Consider the following 20920-nt stretch of genomic DNA (forward strand, 5'->3'; position numbering starts at 1 on the left):
ATACCATATAAACAATTTCATAAACCTTTTTACCGCATGTGGAACAAACTTAAGTACGCATTGTCCTATCATCAAGTCGCAGCAGAAACCAGTTCCAGAGGAGCGGAAGGACGGATGGCGACTTTTTTTAAAAATGAAAAAATCCAGATGCTTACTGTAGCGATCGGTACAGCAGTAGCCGGTGAATTCAAAATCAATCCAGTACAAGGTGATCTATTTCGGATTGGTCTAGGTGGTAGTGCTTTTCTATTATTGATGCTACTCATGAATCGGCTTCCGTATTTGCGAACAGGGATATTTACAGCTTTAACAGTGGTTGTTTTTCGTATGATGTTGGACTTTATTTCGGCTCCGCATCTATTCTCTATAGATGAGAGTGCACGTGTGCATACATCAGCAGGTTTGTACTATATGACGTTTGCGATCGGTATGTTTTGTATTCAAAGTCGATTAACCCGAATGAACCTATTGCTGCTAAGTGGAGTGACGGCTTGTATTGATTTTGGCTCCAATACGATTGAAATGATCTGTCGCTGGATTCTTACAGGTAGTGAGATTATGATTCCAGCAACATGGGGCTATATTTTTCTAGTTGCTGTGATTCGTGGCTTTTTTACAACAGGATTATATAGCAGTATCTCGGTGAGCCAGATTCGTGCTCTTCATAGTGAACAGAAAAAGCGAATGGAACAGATGTTAGCTGTAAATGCGGGTCTATATGGTGAAGTGTTTTATTTACGCAAATCGATGGATACGATCGAGCATCTAACCAGCAGTAGTTACCGCTTATATATGGATATGAAGCGTGAAGGTCTAACCGAGTATAGTCAAAGGCAACTGAGTATTACCCAGGAAATACATGAAGTCAAAAAAGACTCTCAACGTATAGCCGCTGGATTGCTCAAATTATTTGATCAAAAATCACAGACTGCTTTATCCCTATTTGAAATACTGGATTATACCATAAGAGGTAATCGCAAATATGCGACAATGTTAGCAAAAAAAGTGACGTTTACAGCTCGCTTAGAAGTGAATTATATTACTTCTGAATATATTCCATTACTGACGATACTGAATAATTTGACATCCAATGCTGTTGAAGCGTTAGGCGAAAGTGGTTCGATCGAAGTAAGTGTGTGGGAACAAGGGCAAGATACGATACTCACTGTCTATGATTCGGGTAAAGGGATCGACCAGCAAGCACGTGAATTAATTTTTGAACCTGGTTTTACGACCAAGTTCGCTCAAGGTGGAAGCGCAGCTACAGGAATAGGGCTTTCTCATGTGCATGATATTGTATGTTCGCTAGGAGGAACGATCCAACTACAAGAAGCAGAAGATACCGTTTGGCAGACGATTTTTGAAGTGAAATTACCAACGTTATTGTTGAAAAAGGGGGAATAAGATGGCTTTATCTTTTTGTATTGTAGATGATGATCCAGCAACTCGTGCTATGCTTGAGAATATCATCAAAGAAAGTCAGCTTGGCGAAGTGATCGGTACAGCGCGAGGTGGAGAAGAAGGTACACGTATTATTTTGGAGACGCATCCTGATGTGGTCTTAATTGATTGGTTGATGCCCGATCAAGATGGATTAGAAACGATTATGCAATTGAAGCGTCAAGGTTATCATGGCAAATACGTGATGATCTCACAGATCGAAAATCAAGAAATGGTTGGCGAAGCTTATCAATCTGGGATTGAATTTTTTATTCGAAAGCCTATTAACCGTATTGAAGTTGAATCTGTTCTTTCCCGAGTGACCGAGCATACAGAGATTAAACACTATTTGAATGAGTTAAAATCTTCTTTGTCCAAACTCGATACACTCAGTCAGTTCTCGCCCAATACGGCGTCTTCCACATCAATAAAACCACGAACTGTAGATGATATGGTGCGACCGATTTATATGAATCTAGGCATTGTTGGCGAATCCGGTTGTGGTGATTTGACAGCGATTATGGAAATATTACTGGAACAGCAGGGTAAACCGGGTTCATTCCCACCGTTGCGACAATTGTATGAAGCCGCAGCTAGCCGTTATAAGCATACGCCGCGTGAAGTGGATAAAGAAGCTAAGGCGATTGAGCAACGTATCAGAAGAACGGTCACGACTGCACTTAATCATTTAGCATCAATAGGACTGACAGACTACGGCAATCCTAAGTTTGAACATTACGCTCCGCTTTATTTTGACTTTGAAGATATTCGTGCCAAAATGAAAGAGATTGATGAAGAACGGGATGATGGTAAAAGCAAAGTCAGTATCAAAAAGTTTTTGCAAGTCTTGTATCTGGAAGCATTGGATCAGATGAAAAATAGATAAATGAAGAGTATGTAAAAAAGCACCTTCCGAAGAGTATAGGATTATCTAGCATATATTACGCAGATGATCCTATACTCCTTGGCAAGGTGCTTCTTTGGTAGCTATTACAGATTAAGCGTTAAGAATAAATTTCTCGATCACTTCTTTAACACCGTCTTCGTTATTGCTAGCTGAAATATAATCAGCGATATCTTTGAGCGGTTGGATGGCATTTCCCATTGCTACGCCTAAACCTGCAACTTCTAACATTTCATGATCGTTCCATGAATCGCCTACAGCAATTGCATCTTTTAGATCACAATTGAAATAATCAGCAAGGAAAGTAAGTGCTGCGCCTTTGGTTCCTTCTTTATGCATAATTTCAAGGAATTGAGGTTTGGACTTGGTAATATGAACACTGTCGCCAAGCAATTCACGTAAGATCGGTTGTAATTCGTCCAAGAATGCAGGATCGTCAATAATTAGCATCTTAGGCGTAGGTTGCTCGATCAATTTGTTGAAATCCGGTTCGATATGATACTGAGTACCATTCAAAGTTGCATAATCAATCAAATGTTGATTCACTTCACGAGCATATAATTTATCATCAATATAGGTTTGCAAATGCAAATTATGTTCGATGCAATATTCGAATAATTTACGAGCAGCTTCGATCGGCACATAACGCTCATACAATACTTTTTCATCCATCAAGTTTTTGACTAAAGCCCCTTGATACGTAATGATCGGTACATTAAGACCTGTTTGACGAGCGATAGCTTGAGCAGACGCATACGCCCGACCTGTTGCTAGTGTAACGACCACATCTTTAGCGACAGCTTGTTCTAGAGCCGTCTGTGTAGCCGGTGTAACTTCTTTGTTATCGTTGATTAGTGTATCATCAATATCGATGGCGATTAATTTATACATGTAGGTAACTCTCCTTTTATCTATCTCATTCTAGTCTTGCAAAAATACCAATCCCACAAACTCTTCTAATTCAATATTTCCAAAATAGTGCTTAATATCTGTACCTGCTAAAGCAGTCTGAACGACACTCTCTTCATAACGCTGACCACGTAATTTGTTTTCAATATCAGCCACATCACCTATACCGAAAAAGTCACCATAGATTTTGATCTCATGAATATGACCATCTTTGATATCCATACGTAAATCAATAATCCCTACAGGGAATTTGCGAGTGTGCTTGATATTGGATTCTGGTGATTGACCATAATTCCAATCCCAATTGCGATAACGTTCCGCCGAGATTTCATGGATTTTTTTCCAATCGTCTTCTGTCAGTACATATTGAGGAACTTCTGAAGGTTCTACACCAAAAATATGACGCAAAATATCGTCACGGAATTGATCCATGGTTAAAGGTTTTTCCAAAAATTCAGTAATATTAGCGACACGACTGCGTACTGACTTGGTGCTTTTTGATTTGAACTTTTCTGGATTCACTTTAAGCGCAGATTGCACATTATCCAGTTCTGAATCAAACATCAGTGTACCATGGCTAAACATCCGTCCACGTGTCGAAAATTGAGCATTTCCCGAAATTTTGCGTTCGCCCACTTGAAGATCATTACGTCCTGATAATTCGGCATTCACGCCAAATTGGTGTAATGCTTCCACAACAGGCTGGGTAAATTTACGGAAATTATGGAACGATTGACCGTCATCTTTGGTCAAAAAGCTAAAACTTAAGTTGCCTAGATCGTGATACACTGCTCCACCACCAGAAAGACGACGTACCACATGAATATTGTTTTCTTTGACATATTCAGCGTTAATCTCTTCGATCGTGTTCTGATGTTTACCGATAATGATCGAGGGTTCGTTAATATAAAAAAGCAGGTAGCTATCATCCATTGGCAAATGTTTCAGTACAAATTCTTCGATTGCCAGATTGATGGTTGGATCGTGAATTCCCTGATTATCAATAAAAAGCATGATTCTTCCTCCGTTTGTACTCATCATTAACAGATTTTTATCAAAAAAGATGATAAATAGCCTGCTTTCTTATTGTAAACCAAACATTATGAAAATATAAGGGGGAAGGATTGAAGGGGCGGAGTGGGAGAGCTACGGGGATCGGTTCTTCTTGTCGTCGCTGTTGTAAAGGAATCCCTTGAATAACCGCTGGGCGGTAGGGATTCCTTTACAAAGGCGAGCGCTTCGCTCTTTCAGAAGAACCGATCCCCTCCGCAACTGTGGTTAGAAAGGCAATCCTAGTCCCAGGGGAGGGAGGAGTAGAAAAGAGTAGTTAGTAAGAAGTGCGAGAATAGAGTAGATTGGTTAGGAAGTTTAAGAGTGATGAAGTGGTGGATTGGCGAAGGGAAAGGTGAATAGTAAAAGAGATAAATTTAAGAGGTAAGGATATAAGAGATCGTGGTAGGGATTAGTAAAGGAAGAGGAAGGAGGTGATTTGTTGAAGAAAGTGGTTAAGGTAGAAGCATTATGGAAAAAAGTGGGTAGCGGTATTAGTATGAAGAAAGCCAGTATAGACTCGGGTGAGCTATACTGGCTTGGGAATGTTTTAAGTATGGAATGGGATATGAGATGGAGTTAGATTTTGAATTTGCTGACGATGTTTTGTAGGGATAGGGCTTCGTTGTTGAGTTCGCGCATGATTTCGACGTAGGCTAGCATTTCGCCGGATTGGCGGTCAGCGTTTTTGGCGATTGCTTTGACGTTGGTCAGGGATTTGTGAGTGATTTCGGCAGTTTCATCTACAGAAGCACTGACTTCTTCAGAACCAGCTGAGATTTCTTGAGTTGCCGCTGAAGCAGATTGAACCGTTTGGTTCGCTAGTTGCATCATTTCAACAAAGCGATTGAACGCATCACCTGCTTGTTGTACTAATTCTGTTCCTGATTTCACTTCATTAGTCACGCTATCCATCGATTCGGTGGATTTTTGAGATTCTTGACGAATCGATTCGAGTGCTTCTTCGATCTCGTAGGTAGATGCACGAGACTGTTCGGCAAGCTTGCCTACTTCTTGAGCGACGACTGCGAAGCCACGACCATGTTCGCCTGCACGAGCTGCTTCAATCGAAGCATTCAGGGAAAGCATACGGATTTGTTTGGTGATATCGCTCATTGCTACCAGAATCTCACTGATCGATTCTGAACGTTCGATTAATGTTTGTACAGATAATTTGGTGTCCATAACGGCTTTTTCAACAGATCCCATCTGAGTGACTGCTTGTTGAGCCATTTGGTTACCAGTGATTGCACTATCTGAAGCATCACCGATTTGTTCTGAAATTTCAGCTGTAGATGAAGCAATATGTTGGATACCGGTTGTGATTTCTTCCATTGCTCGTGCATTTTCAGAAGTCGTATTAGCAATCATTTCACTACCGGATTCAATACTAGTCACGGATTGAACAGATTGATCGACCATACGTTGCATTTTATTTAATCGTGTAGTTAACGCTTCTGTACCGACAGCTACTTTATCTGAGCTATCTAAGACTTGATGCACCATCGTACGTAAATTTTCGGTCATTAAGCGGAATCCACGAGCTAATTGAGCAATCTCATCATTACCTGTCATTTTGATATCTTGTTGTAAATTACCTTCTGCAACAAGGCGAGTATGACGAACAAGGCGTGCAAGTGGAAGGGTGATTTTACGGCTAAATTTGTAAGCGACCCATAGACATACGGCAAGAGCAACAATAGCTACAATCACTGTAGTCCAGATCAGATTCGAAATAATACTATTTACAAAGCTAGCATCCATACTCGCTGCTACAATTACCGAACTACCGGGTACACGATAATAGTAGGTAACTGTAGAACCAGCATCAGTCTGATAAAGGTCTGTTAACAGTTTGCCATCAGTCATTGCTTTATTGATATTGTCGCTTAGTTGAACTTCTTGTTTATCTTTGAAATTTTTGGAGCTATTAGCTACAGCTGCTACAATGGCTTTGTTATCTTCAATTCGAAGTAAGTATAGATTATCTAGTTGGTAAGCTTGAAGTTGGGTTTCTAAGTATGTTTCGATTTTCATAATTTCGCCACTGTTTCCTTGGGCTGCTTGCATAGCTTGTGTGCTGTCCATGCCTTTGATAATACCATCCATCGCAATATTCAAGACCTGACGGAATTGAGGAACTACATTTTGATTAATTACTCTTTGAGTCATAAAGAAAAAGAAAAGACTGAGTACAATACATACTGCTACTATCAGTGCAGCGAACGTCACCATAATTTTACGACTGATAAATTGATTGATTCTAAACATGCAAACTTGCCCCTTCCCATACTTGAAAAACAGTTACTTTTCTCTCATCCAACATGTAGCTATCTACAGATACAATCAAACTTTTAGCGACGTGACAAAATGTGACACAGAGTCTTATCTGATTCCAATCGAAATACGAAGCAACGTGTATAGTATTTTGAATATTTTAAGCAAAAAGAACTATATTTATTCGACTCCTCCCGGTATTCATCCTATTTCAACAGGTTTTCCTGTAAATATGACATGAATAATTGCGCATATGATCTTAAAGTACTGAGTAAAAAGATTCAAATAATTATCTATATTATAACAATCGACCACTGTTTGAATAGGTATTTTTTCATTTAATTAGTCATAAACCTAATTTTTTTCTATAAAAAGTGCAAAAAATGTAGAAAATACATATTAAAACTATCTTACAAATAACCCTACCTGTTTACTCGACATTATGCTAAAATGAAATGCGACTCAATATTCAGGTCACTACATATATATCAAAAGGGGTGTCAAAATGAATGTTTTGCTAGTTATTGTGAATATAGCTGTTCTAGTCTTACTGATTGTTTTATTAGGTTGGATGCAGAAAAAGCATATTTCATTTACAAAGAGAGTATTTACTGGCTTAATTCTGGGGATTGCATACGGCGTAGTATTGCAATGGATTTATAGCCCGGATTCAGAAGTTATTTCAGATTCGATGGAATGGTTCGATCTGATAGGTAGTGGCTATGTTGGGTTACTTCAAATGGTTGTTATTCCACTGATTATGGTCTCGATCATTATGGCGATCCTGAAGCTAAGTGGTAAGCAAAATCTTGGTAAAATCAGTGGTTCTATTATAGGTGTATTGTTATTTACGACAGCGATTGCTTCAGCGATAGGAATTACAGTAGCACTTGGATTCAATCTAACGGCTCTGGATATTCCAGCAGGTGAAGCTGAACAACAACGTGGCGTGATATTGCAAGAACGTCTAGGTGATGTCGAAGATATGTCATTGCCTGCACAATTACTAGAGTTTATTCCGACTAATCCTTTTGCAGATATGACAGGATCTCGTCGTTCTTCTACATTAGCAGTCGTTATTTTCTCCGCTTTTGTTGGAGTTGCAGCACTGGGTCTTATACGCAAAAATCCAAAACAAGGTGAAATGTTCCAGAGCATGATGGGAGCGATCTACGGGGTAGTGATGCGAATGGTCACCATTATTCTACGCTTAACCCCTTATGGTATTCTAGCGCTTATTGCCAAAATGGTTGCCACGACAAGTGGTCAAGAAATACTGAAATTGATTAACTTTGTACTGGCTTCTTATGTGGCTTTGATTGCAATGTTTGTTGTTCATCTCATCATTCTAGCGATCTCAGGTCTTAATCCAATTCAATATGTGAAAAAAATTATTCCAACACTTACTTTTGCATTTACTTCTCGCTCTAGTGCAGCGACGATCCCGATGAATGTAGAAACGCAAACAAAAAAGTTAGGTGTATCGGAAGGGATTGCTAACTTATCTGCGAGCTTTGGAGCTACTATCGGGCAAAATGGTTGCGCAGGTATTTATCCATCAATGCTTGCGATTATGATTGCACCAATGGCAGGCGTGAATCCATTAGACTGGCAGTTTATTTTGACATTAATTGCAGTGGTTACGGTTAGTTCTTTGGGTGTGGCTGGGGTTGGTGGTGGAGCAACATTTGCAGCGTTGATCGTATTATCTACCATGAATCTACCAGTCGCTTTAGCAGGATTGTTGATTTCTGTAGAGCCTTTAATCGATATGGGACGTACAGCACTGAATGTTAGTGGTTCTATGACTTCAGGTGTACTCAGCAGTAAATGGTTGAAAGAACAAAACAAAGACGTTTACAACCAACCAGATCGTGATCTCGATACTGCGGAAGCTTCATAATTCATAAATATTAATCTATTGAAGTGTACATTGAATAACAGATAAACATTCAAAAGTCTATTCCTTATCATTATGAATAAGGAGTAGACTTTTTGGGCTTTATTGGAGTGTTTGCGTTGATATGACGACTGTTATTTTCAATTCAAAAGAAGATCCATATCGATAATGACATATCATTTATGGGAAAATTAGTGATAATAGTTGGCAGCTTGCTTGCTCATATGATAAAGTAAAACAGGTTTTCAGTGATTGATCCGCGGTTCGTAACCATCCCGCGTTATCAAAACTAGGGGGAAAAGGTCATGTTTAATATATGGTGGGGTATTTTATTTGTTATCGTTAATTATGGTTTGTTTACATTATGTTATCGATTATTTGGGATTAAAGGGATGTATGCTTGGATCGGGGTTGCTACAGTATTAGCGAATATTCAAGTTATTAAAACGATTGAATTATTCGGGATAGCAACAACACTAGGTAATACGATGTATGTCAGTATGTATTTAGCAAGTGATCTATTGAATGAACGATTTGGACCGAAAGTAGCGCGCAAAGCGGTTTGGTTTGGATTTTTCACTTTAATTATGACGACGATTGTTATGAAAATGGCTTTGACTTTCAAAGTTTCTGGAATTGAAGATGCAGATAATGCACAAGTTGCCTTAACGACTATTTTTGATCAATTACCTACATTGGTAGTAGCCAGTCTATCTGCTTATCTAATCAGTCAATTTCTAGATGTACGTCTGTATACGTGGTTGCGTCAATTATTTCCTGCACCGCATCAATTATGGATACGTAATAACGGAAGTACAATGATTAGTTCGTTTGTAGATACACTTGTATTTTGTAGTATTGCTTTCTTAGGTGTATACGAATGGCAAGTGTGGATTGAAATTTTCTTAACGACGTATATTCTTAAATTTGTACTGACAGCAGCAGGAACACCATTTTTATACCTTGCGCGCAGTATGAAAGTAGCCGAAGAAGATAAGCCATTAATGATTAGTTATCAAATTGCCAAAGATAAAGAAGAACAAACACAAGAACATGAATGAACAAAATAAGCTCATAGCAAAAGACACGCATACCAGATCAAGTCATACGATCTGTAGCGTGTCTTTTTTGAATAGAACGTGTTAGTTAACGATCTTAATATTGAAAATAAATAGTACTCATTATACGTATTGAATAGATCAAGAGTAGCTATCGCTTACCCGAGAACGGTTAATTCTTTAGGGAACGAGCTAAGGACTTCAACGCCATCAGCAGTTACAATAACATCATCTTCGATGCGTACGCCACCAAGACCCGGAATATAGATACCTGGTTCTACAGTGAACAATACACATTCTTGTAATAGATTTTCATTTTGCCCGTGTACTGAAGGATATTCATGTGTATCCATACCCAGTCCATGACCCAGGCGATGAACAAAACGATCACCGTATCCAGCTTCAGTAATGACATCACGAGCCGCTTTATCAATCGAGGCAAAAGTAACACCGGGCTTGATCGCTTGAATAGCTGCTTCATTCGCCGCTAGAACGGTATGATAGACTTTGTTCAGTTCAGCATCCAGTTCCCCAATAGCGAATGTACGCGTGATATCAGATGCATATCCGTCTGCAAATAACCCTAGATCGAACATTAACAGTTCATTGGCTGCGATTTTACGAGTACCCGGTACACCGTGAGGAAGAGCGGTATTGGAACCAGAAAGAACCATCGTATCAAAAGCAGGCTTTTCTGCACCTACTTTTTTCATCTGGTATTCAAGTTCTGCAACCAATTCAATCTCGGTCACTCCAATACGTACGCTAGACAGACCACGACGTAATACTTCTTCAATCAATTGAATCGAATGTTTCATTCGTTTGACTTCATCCGGTGATTTGCGTGATCTCATTGCATTGAGCATACTGCCAATATCCTGATACGAAGTCGCTTCTAATACTTCAGACAATTGTTCATATCTCGCTACCGATAAGTTTTCTTTTTCGATACCTAGATTGCCGATACTGCCTTTGACACATTCTTTCAAACGTACATAGGGATTATCTGTATCAGTATGAGTCTCTATGCGTGATACGCTAGAAGCGCTACGAGCTTTGTCCTCATCCAGTGCAGGCAATAATAAAAAGGCTTCGTCTCCATCGGGAATAAAAAGCCCTAAAAAGCGTTCATGTGGATCACTGGCGAATCCAGTGAGATAGTATACGTGTTTGGGATCAGTAATCAATAAGCTATCTAATCCGTTCGTTTGCATATGGCCACGAATTTTGGCGATTCTGTCGTCCATGAGTGTAGTCTCCTTATTGTCTATAGAATGCATTACCAGACTATATCTATTTTAACGTGGAATATCCATTAGGACAAATAGACACAGCATTCACTTCCTTTTAATCAAATAAATAAGATCAATCCTAGACCGTTATTATTGAATGTGAAAATAGTAAATGTAAAAAAGCCTTCTCCATTATAGAGAAGGCTTTGTGTATATATTTAGTACGAGCTAGAAGCAAATTAATGATATTGAGATAACTCTGCTTCGATTTCTCGCATTTGTTCTAAATGTCGTTGTTCATGAAGTCCAATAAATTCAGTCCATTGTTGTAAAGTCAGTGGCCCAAATATAGGATGATCCATAGTCCGATGTTCCAGCATCACTGGATCTATACTTTCGATCAATTCAGTAAACAGTTCGCGTGAACGCACCAGTCTTGTCTGCAATTCGATTAAGGTACAATGTTTATCTGCGGGAACAAGTGCTAATGGTGCAGGTGTATGACGATTACGATCCAGCGTAAGATGAAAAGGAATCGACGGCATAGAAGAAGGAGCAGGATTTTCTTCATCTACTTTTATTCGCAATCGAGCAGTGATTGCCATTTCCATCAGATATAAATGTTCTAACACCTGTGCTATCGTCCATTTATCAGGCTGACTGTGTTCATTCATCACATTTTCATTTAAGGAATGGGCAAAATCCCAGATGTCTTGTCTTACTTTAATGGTGTTGGGATGAATCATATTCATGACCTCCTTGGCTATTAACCTATAAGTATATTTAAACATACTTGAGACTTTACAATCCAATCTTGCCAAATCATAGGTTTACGTTAACCCATAGGAATTGTATGATAAGAGGCGAACATAGATGATAACTAAATCGTTAAATAAGTGCGCCGTCTACATAAAATTAGGTTAATACTAGTTAAGCGAGCGATTGAGCGAAAGGAGAAAGAATAAACCATGAGTACACACGAATACGATGATAACGAACAAAATGAACAAGCCGATGAGGATTTTGGATTTTTTGATATATATTCTGCCCAACTATTATATCGTACGAAGCCAACGATTGATCGAGACACCTTGTATGCCAAAGTACAAGAATATACAGGCCCACTGCATACCGTTTTAGATGACCAAGGAGAAGAGCAGGAGGCACTCGCTGTATGGGAAGCAAATCCTACAGATGATCCCAATGCAGAAGCCGATCCGAGAGATCATTATCACTTTTTTCATCTCAATCATATGGTTCACTATGAAGATGGAGATTTGCCAGCGCAGACGGTGTTGATGCCTTCTGAAATGGAGCCTCAAGCTGAATTATATACCACTGCACTGCAACAATCATGGCATTGGCAAGAAGCTTCAGAAGTGCTTCAAGCCTGTGATTATGAACTCATGTTAACGGATATGATGGCAAGAGGGCTACCACATCAGCAACGGCTACAGCTATTTAATCAAGTATTACGTGCTATACTTGAAGTTGCTCCATGTGATGCAATTTACTGGCGTAGTAGTGATAAATTGATGGAACCTACAGCTTTTTTAGCGGCGCTACAAGAAGGACAAGATTTGTATGGAGCATTGAATATTAGATTATACAATATTCAATCTGAGCAAGAACGTCAAGAGATGGTAATGGATAGTTGTGGATTAGCTGCATTAGGTGTACCGGATGTGCAGTGCCACTTTTATGATATGAATCCAAATGAAGTTGCTGGTTTCTTAATGGATATTTCGCATTATCTATATGAACAAGGCGATATTATTACGGATGGAGAAACGATTGGACAAGATGAAGAACAGCGATGGACCTGTGAGCATCAATTTTCATTGATAGCACCACGTAGAGTGGTGATTGATCTGAATCCGGGTAATCTCTATTATGCGGGAGTACAGGAATCCAGTCGTTCCCAAAGTCAGGAGTAGATCAAGGTTATGGAATATTACCGTTTGAGCTATGAAGAGAATGATGAGAACTATTATTTTGAGATTAATGAAGAACAGACGGTACTGCGTGAAGTAATCGAAGATGAAGAACGTTGGATTGTATCGAGTCAACGAGATGAAGAATTGCATTTCTGCCTGTATGATCAGCAGTTTGATCAAGATCTGGATCAAGGCGAGCGCAAAGATATCTCTGCTGCTGAATTTGAAGAAGTATGGCAGGAAGCAATGAAACCGTATATGAAAGATTGGGAAAAGACACAACAGATGTTTAAAGTAGGCGATCATGTTAAAGGGATTGTCGAAGTGATCTATCCGCAAGGCATTATTTTGAGCTTACCTAATGATGCACTGGGAATTATTAATGTAGGCGATTGTGTCAAAGGAATCCCGGCAGAAAGCTTATATCCAGGTCATCTGTTAAAAGCAGTCGTTGCTGGATTTGATCATGTGAATCTATGGATCAAGTTAGAGCAAGGGACGGTTGTATAGCGATCGAACCAAAGGAGGCTACTGATGGACAAGCAATCGATAGAAACGTTGCAAACCAAACTGCATCAAGGATCATTACTATCTGCTTCATTTCTGCAAGATTTAGATGCTGAGTCTTATCTTGCATATCGAGATCGTGCTGATTTTGATACCGAATGGATAGGAGCATATCAGAAATTACAACGGGACAGTCTGACAGAAGCCGAGCAAGTACAGCTCACTGAATGGAGTCGATTAGCTTTTGTCCATGTGATGCAAGAAGGCGGCGATGCTGATCTAGCAGCTTATGTGAGTGACGATATGGATATGATTTTTACCGCATTTACATTAGAAGTAGAAGATCATTTTATCGATAGATTAGTAGAATCGTATATAGATGAGCGTTTACCTGTATAGTGTCAGTAGACTTGGGCTGTATATGGAACGTTGTATATAGATGAGTATAAAAAATACGCCGGGATCTATTTGATCACGCGGCGTATCATTTGATTCAATACTTCGGATAACACAAGACCAAGAGCAATAGCACCTGATATCATAGCCGCTTGAGCTGCTAATTCCATAGCGACTGAATAATCATTTTCGACGAACTTACGCATCGCATTGTAAGCAAGCCCTCCCGGAACGAGTGGAATAATACCCGCTACACTAAAAATAATGACAGGTGTTTTGTAAATGCGAGCAAAAACCTGACTGATTCCACCTACAATTACCGTCGCAATCAATGAAGCAGACACTGGAGTCAACGATTCATACAGTAGCATATAGACCATCCAGCCTAACATTCCTGATATACCACATTGTAGTAAAGAAGCTCGGGGAGCATTGAAAATAATGCCAAATCCTGCCGAAGCAATAAAGCTGGTGATTAACTGCGCCAGCATAATTCATATAACCTTCTCTCATTCTAAATTCAATAAATAAATGTCAGCACAATCGCTACCCCTGAGCCAGTGGCAAAAGCAGTTAATAGCGCATCGGCTCCTTTGGAAATACCGGATACCAAATGACCTGCCATCAGATCACGAATCGCATTGGTAATAAGAAGACCGGGCACAAGTGGCATAATCGAACCGATAATAATCTTATCCAATTGATTACCCCAACCCCAGTTGATAAAGATAGCCGCCAGTAATCCGATCAGAAAAGCCGCAGATAACTCGGCAAAAAATTTCACTTGTACCCAGCGATGTAAATACAGCGAAGCCGCATAGCCCACACCACCTGCAACCACCGCAGGTAAGAAATCAGCCCAGCTTCCTTGAAACATAATGCTAAAACATCCACTGGCAATTGCAGCAGCGATAATCCGCATACGAACACTATATTCACCAGGTGCCGCCTCGATCACTTTTAACAATTCATAAGCTTCATTTACATTCAGTTCGCCACTACTAATGCGGCGTGATACCAGATTCACCTGTGCAATCTTGTGCAGGTCTGTTGTACGTTCTGCAATCCGTATTAACTTCGCAGGGTCTGTTCCATTTGTAGAAAACATAATTACTGTCGGCGTAACATAACTATGAGATCCAGGAATCCCCAGCGTCTCTGCAATCCGAATCATTGTATCTTCTACACGATACGTTTCCGCACCACTTTGTAACATAATTTTACCGGCAAGCAGACAGGTATCCATAATTTCAAAAATCGCCCGACTGATCGTTGATGGTTGATCCAAAGCTATTCTCCGTTCTCAGCGCTTGGCAGTATAAGCGCGATTCTTCTATTCAAATCAAAAATGGTTTTTGCAAAGCAAAATATCTTACATCCAGCGCTTGGCAATATAAGCGCGATTCTTCTATTTCAATCAAAAATGATTTTTGCAAAGCAAAATATCTTACATCAGCGCTTGGCAGTACAATCACAATTCTTCTATTATTTCATGTTACAGCATCGTATCATATTATGCTTGATTCTACACAATCATTCAATGGAAAATGTGAGGTTTATGCGAGTAATGCAGATATCGTGGACAATATCCAAAATTTTTAAGCGAAAATTCAAATTTTTTGCAGAGAACATGTACCGTATTCTTTAAATAGGAGTATAATGGAAAATAATCTACATCTGATTGGAGGAAAAGAAGATGGGCGAGGTTCTTAAAGAAAGTAAGGTGCTGGAAGAAGTTTTCAAAGACGGATTTGCCTTAGAACAAGTCAAATTATGGAGAGGCCAGAGACGTAATCTTGCTTTTTATACCAAGTCTATCGGGGAACTGCGTGTGATAACCGGCAAGATTGTAGCCGATGATCCATACAGCTTGATCGAATCGACACCTTTTGTACAGACTTTCCCCACAGGTTCTTTTCCAATAGAATTATCGATTGCACGTATTACCGATCCTACAGATCGGCATAAAGATCATGTAGATGAACGCATTGCATTTGCACGTATTACCTTTAATTCCAATCCTGTAGCAAGATGGGTAGGCGCAGAGCGTGAAGTTCAAGCCGATGCTAATTTGTATCAGCTCGATGAACATGCACGTTGGGGATATGCAGTCGATTCAGGCACAGGTAGCTTTTTGGATGCTGAAGCGTATGCATGGCTTGCTTTTCAACAAGAACAAGAAAATCCTGAAGTGGCTCAAGAGTTGATGGAAGCATGGGAACTTGCAGCCGAAGAATCATATCTTCATACACGAAGCTGGCTTGTTCAAGAACTGGATAATGGACACAATATTGCGCTGTTTTCTAGCGGGTTTGGCAATGGAATTTATCATAGTTATATCGGTTATGATAGTGAAGGCAATTGTGTACAATTGTTAACAGACTTTAATGTATATCCTGATTAAATCATAAAGTGAAGCCGGGTGAAGTGATTCATCCGGCTATACGTGTGTAATAAATAACATGGGTGATACGAAAGTAACCATAAAAAAGGATGTGAATGTCAATGAGTAATTTAGATCGTGCTATTATTCTTGCAACCCGAGCGCATTCCGGACAAATAGACAAATCAGGGCTACCTTATATTTTACATCCATTGCGTGTGATGTTAAAAATGACTACAGAAGAAGAACGAATTATTGCTGTATTGCATGATGTGTTAGAAGATACAGATGTAACCGCTCATGATCTATCTGCTGAAGGCTTTTCCGATGAAATTGTAGAAGCTGTACAAGCGTTAAGTCGTAGCGAAGACGAGGACTATCATGAATTTGTAAAGCGTGCCAAAAAAAATTCGTTAGCTCGTCCAGTAAAAATTGCTGATATTGAAGATAATATGGACCCATCTCGTATTTTGAGTTCAACCGACAAAGATATGGAACGGATCAGTAAGTATGGCAAAGCACTGGATGAATTAATGACCGAGGAGAATCCGACCCATTGAATCCACAACAAATAGGTATCTTTTTTGACGTTGATGATACATTATACGATCATTTGCAACCGCTGTTCGAAGCGTTGCAACAGGTGATTCCACAGCAACAGGAATCGTTGTCGTATAGTGATGTATATCAACGTTTTCGTTATTATAGTGAAGTATTAGTATCGCCTCAGAATCCTCAGGCACTTCCTTTAGAAGAAATGCGTTACCAGCGCTTTATATTGACATTAAAGGAATTTGAGATTGAGATTACGGAGGAACAAGCGAAGCAAATGCAGGCTGTATATATAGGCTCACAGTATAATATTCGTCCTTACGACGGAGTTGTAGAGTTGATTCATGAATTGATGGATCAAGGCTATACAGTTGGTCTATTAACCAACGGCCCTGCGGAGCATCAATGGAAAAAGATTTGCGCATTACATATGGATCAAGTTTTTGCGCGTGATCGAATATTTATTTCAGGTGAGGTGGGTCTAGAAAAACCAGATCCAGCTATATTTAATTATGTTAATCGGTTGACGGATACCAAGCCTGAACATAGTTTCTTTATTGGCGATTCGTGGCGTAATGATGTTGTGGGTGCAGTAAGTGCTCACTGGCATATGATCTGGTTCAATGCCCGTCATGCTCCTCGTGAATCGAATCATCAACCGGATACAGAAGCCCTAAATTATACTGAAATCCGTACACAATTGTTAGCGATGATTGCCAAGCAGTTCGATTCATCGTCAATAGATTGAATTTGAAATAAGTAAATTTAAAAAAAGCAAAGACATAGATCATGTCTTTGCTTTTTTTATCTTATTCTGTTAGTTAAGAACTATTTGGAATCAGCAGGGAAGATCAGACCAAGTTGGCGACGAGCTTCGTCCATAATTTCAAACGTAATCAACGAATGTTCCCATGAATTAATACTTGATTGTTGTCTACCTTCTATAATCAGGTTCAAGAATTCACGAATCTCGTAATACATTGGTGGCTCGGATTGACTTACATTAATCTCTTCTTCATATCCTCCACGATACGTGATCGTAATTTGTTGAGGCTCACTGATCTTGTCGATGCGTACACTACCTAATTCGCCTTGAATTTCAGACGGAAGCGAAGAATCGGTGATTTTGGAATACATGACTACAGCATCCATTTCATCATAAGACAAAATAATACTGCCTTCACCATCTACACCGGATTCTAACATGACACCTGTCGCTTTCACTTCATTCGGACGACCAAACATCACTGCAAGCGGATACAGACAATAAACCCCGAGATCCATCAAAGCGCCATTGGAGAATTCAGGTTTGAACGCATTTTGGATATTGCCTTCTTTGTAAGCATCGTAACGAGAAGAATATTGACCATAATTAGCAAAATAACGGCGGACTTGCCCGATACGATACAAATTATCGTGAATCGCAATATGATTCGGCATCATCGTTGATTTCATGGCTTCCATCAAAGTAACGTTATTTTGCTTCGCTGCTTCGATCATAGCAGTCACTTCCGTTACATTAGACGCCAGTGGCTTTTCACATAGGACATGCTTGCCATGATTCATACATAGAATAGCTTGCTCGGCATGAAAAGAATTAGGGCTAGCAATATAGACGGCATCTACCTGTCCACTTTCTAGCATAGCTGTAATATCTGTAAACACATGTGGAATATCATGTTTACCACCAAATTGTTCTGCTCGTTCAAGCGTACGTGAGTAAAGGGAAGTAATCTGCAAGTCATCATTACGTTGTGCAGCATCAATAAATCGCTCTGTTATAAAATTAGTGCCTATAATACCAAACCGGATCATGGAATCGTCCTCTCTATTCGTCATATATGGGTACCCCGAAATATGTACGGATACATGTATTCAATATACAATATTATACCCGAGTCACCCGTGATATGACAAAGCATGTTTGAAAAAGAAACAAGATTCATTAGAAGTATCTTATCTAGTTGCTTGATCTGAGTAAATAAACAGTGATATTGATCTTATTCGCCAATCTTTTTGTCGCATAGTAAATGAATCGTCGCCAAACAGGGTAAAAGACAGTATACGATGATTGATCAGGAGGGCATATCAGTGAATATAGAAGTGAATAAAGTATCTTGGGATCAGTCTTTACGTGAAGTGATGGAACAATTAGGTAAAGCAGAACCTACACCGGGCGGAGGTAGTGTATCTGCGATTGTAGCAGCGCTAGGTGCGGCAATGACTTCGATGACCGCCCACTTTTCACAGGGAGAAGAGTATAAAGAAGTACAAGTAGAAGTGGAACAAGCATTACAAGATATGGCGAAGATCAGAAGTGCTTGTGAACACTTGATGGATGAAGATATGGAATCGTTTGGACAATATATTGAAGCATTGCGACTCCCATATCGTACGGAAAAAGAACAGCATGACCGCAAAGAAACACTTCAAACGATGAAAATCCAATCGATCGATATTCCACTACAATTAATGGAATGCTGTCTGTATGGTCTATATAGCGCTTCACCGCTGATTGAGATCTGTAATCGAACAGTGCTCTCTGATGTAGGCATTAGTCTTATTTTGTTCGAAGCGGCAGCACAGTCTTTATCGTTAACTGTACAGATTAATCTGGTGACACTTCCCGATGAAGAGCATCAACGTTATTATGAGCAACGTGCAGACCTGTTAATGCAGAAAATAAACAAACTTAAACAAACATTATTAGTACAAGTGCAACAACGTATCGCTAGTGATCATGCATAGACAATCCAAATCATCAGATTGATTTCAAATGTTAACAAAAGCTCCAAACGGACTCACTGTACCGAAAGGGAGTCGTTTGGAGCTTTTGATGTTTTTTTACAGATTATCGTAGGTATTGCCATAGGCAAAGTTCAAGCTATAGTTTTGATAATAACTTTCATTTTCCAGCGAGTTTACACCGTCAAAACTACCTACATATAGAATCTGCTGTCCACGAACAAGCCATTCTAACCCGTGTTCTACTTCCCAATCACATTCGAGTTCAACATGAACAATAGGTTCTGTATGCTCTGGGAGGTGTTCGACGATCAAAGCAGTAGGCTTGATATATTTCAAAATCTCCAACGGCTCCTGAATAGAAGGGGCTTCAACATCACCCACATATTCGCAAAAGCTAATGCAGTAATCCCAAGAAAACTGACATAATGAAGCAATAACGTGTTCGTCTAAATGGTTAAAAGCCAGTACAGCCACTTCTGCTTGTTCTGTAGAAATATCCAGATCGTAAGCGATCACAGACACCTCAGATTGAAAAAGAGAAGAGTGAAACTGAGCTTCCCAGTCCTGCTCATGGCGCTGAATATGAGTTAAATGTTCACTCATGATTCACTATACGGAACGATCTGTATTCATATTTTTGGCGTAATAGATTTCGTCCATTTCCATTTTGAGACGTTGAGTAATTTGATCTTGATCTTCTTCAGTCAATGTTTCTTTGGTATAGCCGAATAAATAATTATCCAGATCGAATTTTTTTAATTTACATTTCGTATGGAAAATATTTTCTTGATATACGTTCACATCGATCATATCGTATGTGTCTTTGATCTCAGATGGAATGTAGTTCTGAATAGAACTAATATCATGATCGATAAAGAGTTTATGTCCATGAATATCGCGCGTAAATCCGCGTACTCGATAATCCATTGTCATAATATCAGTATCAAAAGAGTGAATGAGGAAGTTTAGCGCTTTAAGTGGTGAAATCTCGCCACAAGTAGATACATCAACATCCGCACGGAACGTACTGATACCTTCATCAGGATGATATTCAGGATACGTATGCACGGTAATATGACTTTTATCCAGATGCATGAGTACATGCTCTGGTAATGGACCAGGCGATTCTTCGAAAGAAGCGTTAGGTGCTGTCTCTACCGGACCTTCAGAGATCAACATCGTTACACTTGCACCTTGTGGAATATAATCTTGCTTCGCCACATTCAGCACATGAGCTCCAATAATATCACATACATTCGTTAAGATTTTGCCCAAACGATCTGCATTGTATTGTTCATCAATATAAGCCAAATATGCTTCACGCTCTTCTTTCGTGCGTGTATAACAAATATCGTACATATTAAAGCTTAATGATTTAGTCAAGTTGTTAAAATTATGAAGCTGAATTCGCTGTTGCGGTGTCAATCCCATTTGTATTCCCCCTCAGTGTTGATCTCCATAGAAATGGCGATAAAATGCTATTTTAACGATGATTCTATATGTCTTATTAGTATATACAGTGATGTTGTACTTTTAATAAGGAAAGAATCAAATACTTTTACTATACCCAATCTGTACATATAAAAACAGCAGGCACTAAAACCTATATTATAACATAACACTCCAT

At 39.4% G+C, this 20920-nt stretch carries 23 protein-coding genes; 13 read left to right on the top strand and 10 right to left on the bottom strand.

What is annotated here, in order from left to right:
- Positions 1 to 36 precede the first annotated feature (36 nt).
- Together PTI45_RS08765 and PTI45_RS08770 are read left to right on the top strand one after the other, a co-directional pair.
- Entirely contained in the window at positions 37 to 1404 is a 1368-nt protein-coding gene (locus PTI45_RS08765; RefSeq protein WP_245703463.1) for a sensor histidine kinase, read from the top strand.
- 1 nt (position 1405) lies between these two features.
- Positions 1406 to 2326, top strand: a complete 921-nt coding sequence (locus PTI45_RS08770) for a response regulator (protein WP_069327185.1) — start codon at positions 1406 to 1408, stop codon at positions 2324 to 2326.
- A gap of 111 nt (positions 2327 to 2437) precedes the next feature.
- Here the strand turns inward: PTI45_RS08770 and PTI45_RS08775 are convergent, their stop codons facing one another.
- Positions 2438 to 3235 (bottom strand): Cof-type HAD-IIB family hydrolase, encoded by a 798-nt coding sequence (locus PTI45_RS08775; RefSeq protein WP_069327186.1) that lies wholly within the window; start codon positions 3233 to 3235, stop codon positions 2438 to 2440.
- 30 nt (positions 3236 to 3265) lie between these two features.
- Entirely contained in the window at positions 3266 to 4267 is a 1002-nt protein-coding gene (gene lplA, locus PTI45_RS08780) for a lipoate--protein ligase (RefSeq protein WP_069327187.1), read from the bottom strand.
- 478 nt (positions 4268 to 4745) lie between these two features.
- Here lplA and PTI45_RS24105 point away from each other — a divergent pair, with 478 nt between their 5' ends.
- Positions 4746 to 4886: a hypothetical protein gene (locus PTI45_RS24105; RefSeq protein WP_175425151.1), complete on the top strand. Its 141-nt coding sequence runs from the start codon at positions 4746 to 4748 to the stop codon at positions 4884 to 4886.
- Here PTI45_RS24105 and PTI45_RS08785 read toward each other — a convergent pair.
- The gene (locus PTI45_RS08785; RefSeq protein WP_069327188.1) at positions 4883 to 6574 is read right to left on the bottom strand and encodes a methyl-accepting chemotaxis protein; all 1692 of its coding nucleotides are present in this window, start codon (positions 6572 to 6574) and stop codon (positions 4883 to 4885) included. The genes PTI45_RS24105 and PTI45_RS08785 overlap by 4 nt on opposite strands.
- Positions 6575 to 7085: 511 nt before the next feature.
- On the opposite strand from PTI45_RS08785, the gene PTI45_RS08790 reads away from it, so the two are divergent.
- Complete coding sequence (locus PTI45_RS08790) at positions 7086 to 8483, top strand: L-cystine transporter (RefSeq protein ID WP_069327189.1); 1398 nt, start codon at positions 7086 to 7088, stop codon at positions 8481 to 8483.
- Positions 8484 to 8785: 302 nt separating this feature from the next.
- Positions 8786 to 9541, top strand: a complete 756-nt coding sequence (locus PTI45_RS08795; protein ID WP_069327190.1) for a queuosine precursor transporter — start codon at positions 8786 to 8788, stop codon at positions 9539 to 9541.
- A 155-nt stretch (positions 9542 to 9696) separates the two neighbouring features.
- On the opposite strand, the gene PTI45_RS08800 is transcribed toward PTI45_RS08795, so the two are convergent.
- Positions 9697 to 10785, bottom strand: coding sequence for a M24 family metallopeptidase (locus PTI45_RS08800; protein ID WP_069327191.1), 1089 nt, complete (start codon positions 10783 to 10785; stop codon positions 9697 to 9699).
- A gap of 224 nt (positions 10786 to 11009) precedes the next feature.
- Positions 11010 to 11516: a DinB family protein gene (locus tag PTI45_RS08805; RefSeq protein WP_069327192.1), complete on the bottom strand. Its 507-nt coding sequence runs from the start codon at positions 11514 to 11516 to the stop codon at positions 11010 to 11012.
- Between the two features lie 222 nt (positions 11517 to 11738).
- Between PTI45_RS08805 and PTI45_RS08810 the strand changes: the two genes are divergently transcribed.
- From PTI45_RS08810 to PTI45_RS08820, 3 genes are read left to right on the top strand one after another with little or no spacing between them, the layout of a single operon-like run.
- A complete protein-coding gene (locus PTI45_RS08810) occupies positions 11739 to 12707 on the top strand; it encodes a DUF4261 domain-containing protein (protein ID WP_069327193.1) in 969 nt (322 codons plus the stop codon).
- A 9-nt stretch (positions 12708 to 12716) separates the two neighbouring features.
- Entirely contained in the window at positions 12717 to 13217 is a 501-nt protein-coding gene (locus tag PTI45_RS08815; RefSeq protein WP_069327194.1) for a hypothetical protein, read from the top strand.
- A gap of 24 nt (positions 13218 to 13241) precedes the next feature.
- Entirely contained in the window at positions 13242 to 13613 is a 372-nt protein-coding gene (locus tag PTI45_RS08820) for a hypothetical protein (protein ID WP_069327195.1), read from the top strand.
- A gap of 65 nt (positions 13614 to 13678) precedes the next feature.
- Here PTI45_RS08820 and PTI45_RS08825 read toward each other — a convergent pair whose 3' ends face one another.
- Both PTI45_RS08825 and PTI45_RS08830 read right to left on the bottom strand, forming a co-directional pair.
- Positions 13679 to 14101: a threonine/serine exporter family protein gene (locus PTI45_RS08825; RefSeq protein WP_069327196.1), complete on the bottom strand. Its 423-nt coding sequence runs from the start codon at positions 14099 to 14101 to the stop codon at positions 13679 to 13681.
- Between the two features lie 29 nt (positions 14102 to 14130).
- A complete protein-coding gene (locus tag PTI45_RS08830) occupies positions 14131 to 14856 on the bottom strand; it encodes a threonine/serine exporter family protein (RefSeq protein WP_069327287.1) in 726 nt (241 codons plus the stop codon).
- 29 nt (positions 14857 to 14885) lie between these two features.
- On the opposite strand from PTI45_RS08830, the gene PTI45_RS08835 reads away from it, so the two are divergent.
- The 4 genes from PTI45_RS08835 (at position 14886) to PTI45_RS08850 (ending at position 17293) form a co-directional block, all read left to right on the top strand.
- On the top strand, positions 14886 to 15212 hold the full coding sequence (locus tag PTI45_RS08835; protein ID WP_069327197.1) for a hypothetical protein: 327 nt from the start codon (positions 14886 to 14888) through the stop codon (positions 15210 to 15212).
- Between the two features lie 94 nt (positions 15213 to 15306).
- A complete protein-coding gene (locus PTI45_RS08840; protein WP_083243431.1) occupies positions 15307 to 16014 on the top strand; it encodes a DUF4241 domain-containing protein in 708 nt (235 codons plus the stop codon).
- Positions 16015 to 16115: 101 nt separating this feature from the next.
- Positions 16116 to 16553 (top strand): HD domain-containing protein, encoded by a 438-nt coding sequence (locus tag PTI45_RS08845; protein ID WP_069327198.1) that lies wholly within the window; start codon positions 16116 to 16118, stop codon positions 16551 to 16553.
- The gene (locus PTI45_RS08850; protein WP_069327199.1) at positions 16550 to 17293 is read left to right on the top strand and encodes an HAD family hydrolase; all 744 of its coding nucleotides are present in this window, start codon (positions 16550 to 16552) and stop codon (positions 17291 to 17293) included. The genes PTI45_RS08845 and PTI45_RS08850 overlap by 4 nt, the downstream gene beginning before the upstream one ends.
- Positions 17294 to 17373: 80 nt before the next feature.
- Here PTI45_RS08850 and PTI45_RS08855 read toward each other — a convergent pair whose 3' ends face one another.
- Positions 17374 to 18360, bottom strand: a complete 987-nt coding sequence (locus PTI45_RS08855; RefSeq protein ID WP_069327200.1) for a Gfo/Idh/MocA family protein — start codon at positions 18358 to 18360, stop codon at positions 17374 to 17376.
- Between the two features lie 276 nt (positions 18361 to 18636).
- On the opposite strand from PTI45_RS08855, the gene PTI45_RS08860 reads away from it, so the two are divergent.
- Positions 18637 to 19293, top strand: a complete 657-nt coding sequence (locus PTI45_RS08860) for a cyclodeaminase/cyclohydrolase family protein (protein WP_175425152.1) — start codon at positions 18637 to 18639, stop codon at positions 19291 to 19293.
- Positions 19294 to 19389: 96 nt separating this feature from the next.
- On the opposite strand, the gene PTI45_RS08865 is transcribed toward PTI45_RS08860, so the two are convergent.
- Positions 19390 to 19896, bottom strand: a complete 507-nt coding sequence (locus PTI45_RS08865) for a DUF6985 domain-containing protein (RefSeq protein WP_069327201.1) — start codon at positions 19894 to 19896, stop codon at positions 19390 to 19392.
- A gap of 6 nt (positions 19897 to 19902) precedes the next feature.
- Positions 19903 to 20724 (bottom strand): adenosylmethionine decarboxylase, encoded by an 822-nt coding sequence (speD, locus tag PTI45_RS08870; RefSeq protein ID WP_069327202.1) that lies wholly within the window; start codon positions 20722 to 20724, stop codon positions 19903 to 19905.
- Positions 20725 to 20920: the final 196 nt, after the last annotated feature.

Origin of the sequence: Paenibacillus nuruki, assembly GCF_001721045.1 — a bacterium.
Classification (GTDB): Bacteria; Bacillota; Bacilli; order Paenibacillales; family Paenibacillaceae; genus Saccharibacillus; species Saccharibacillus nuruki.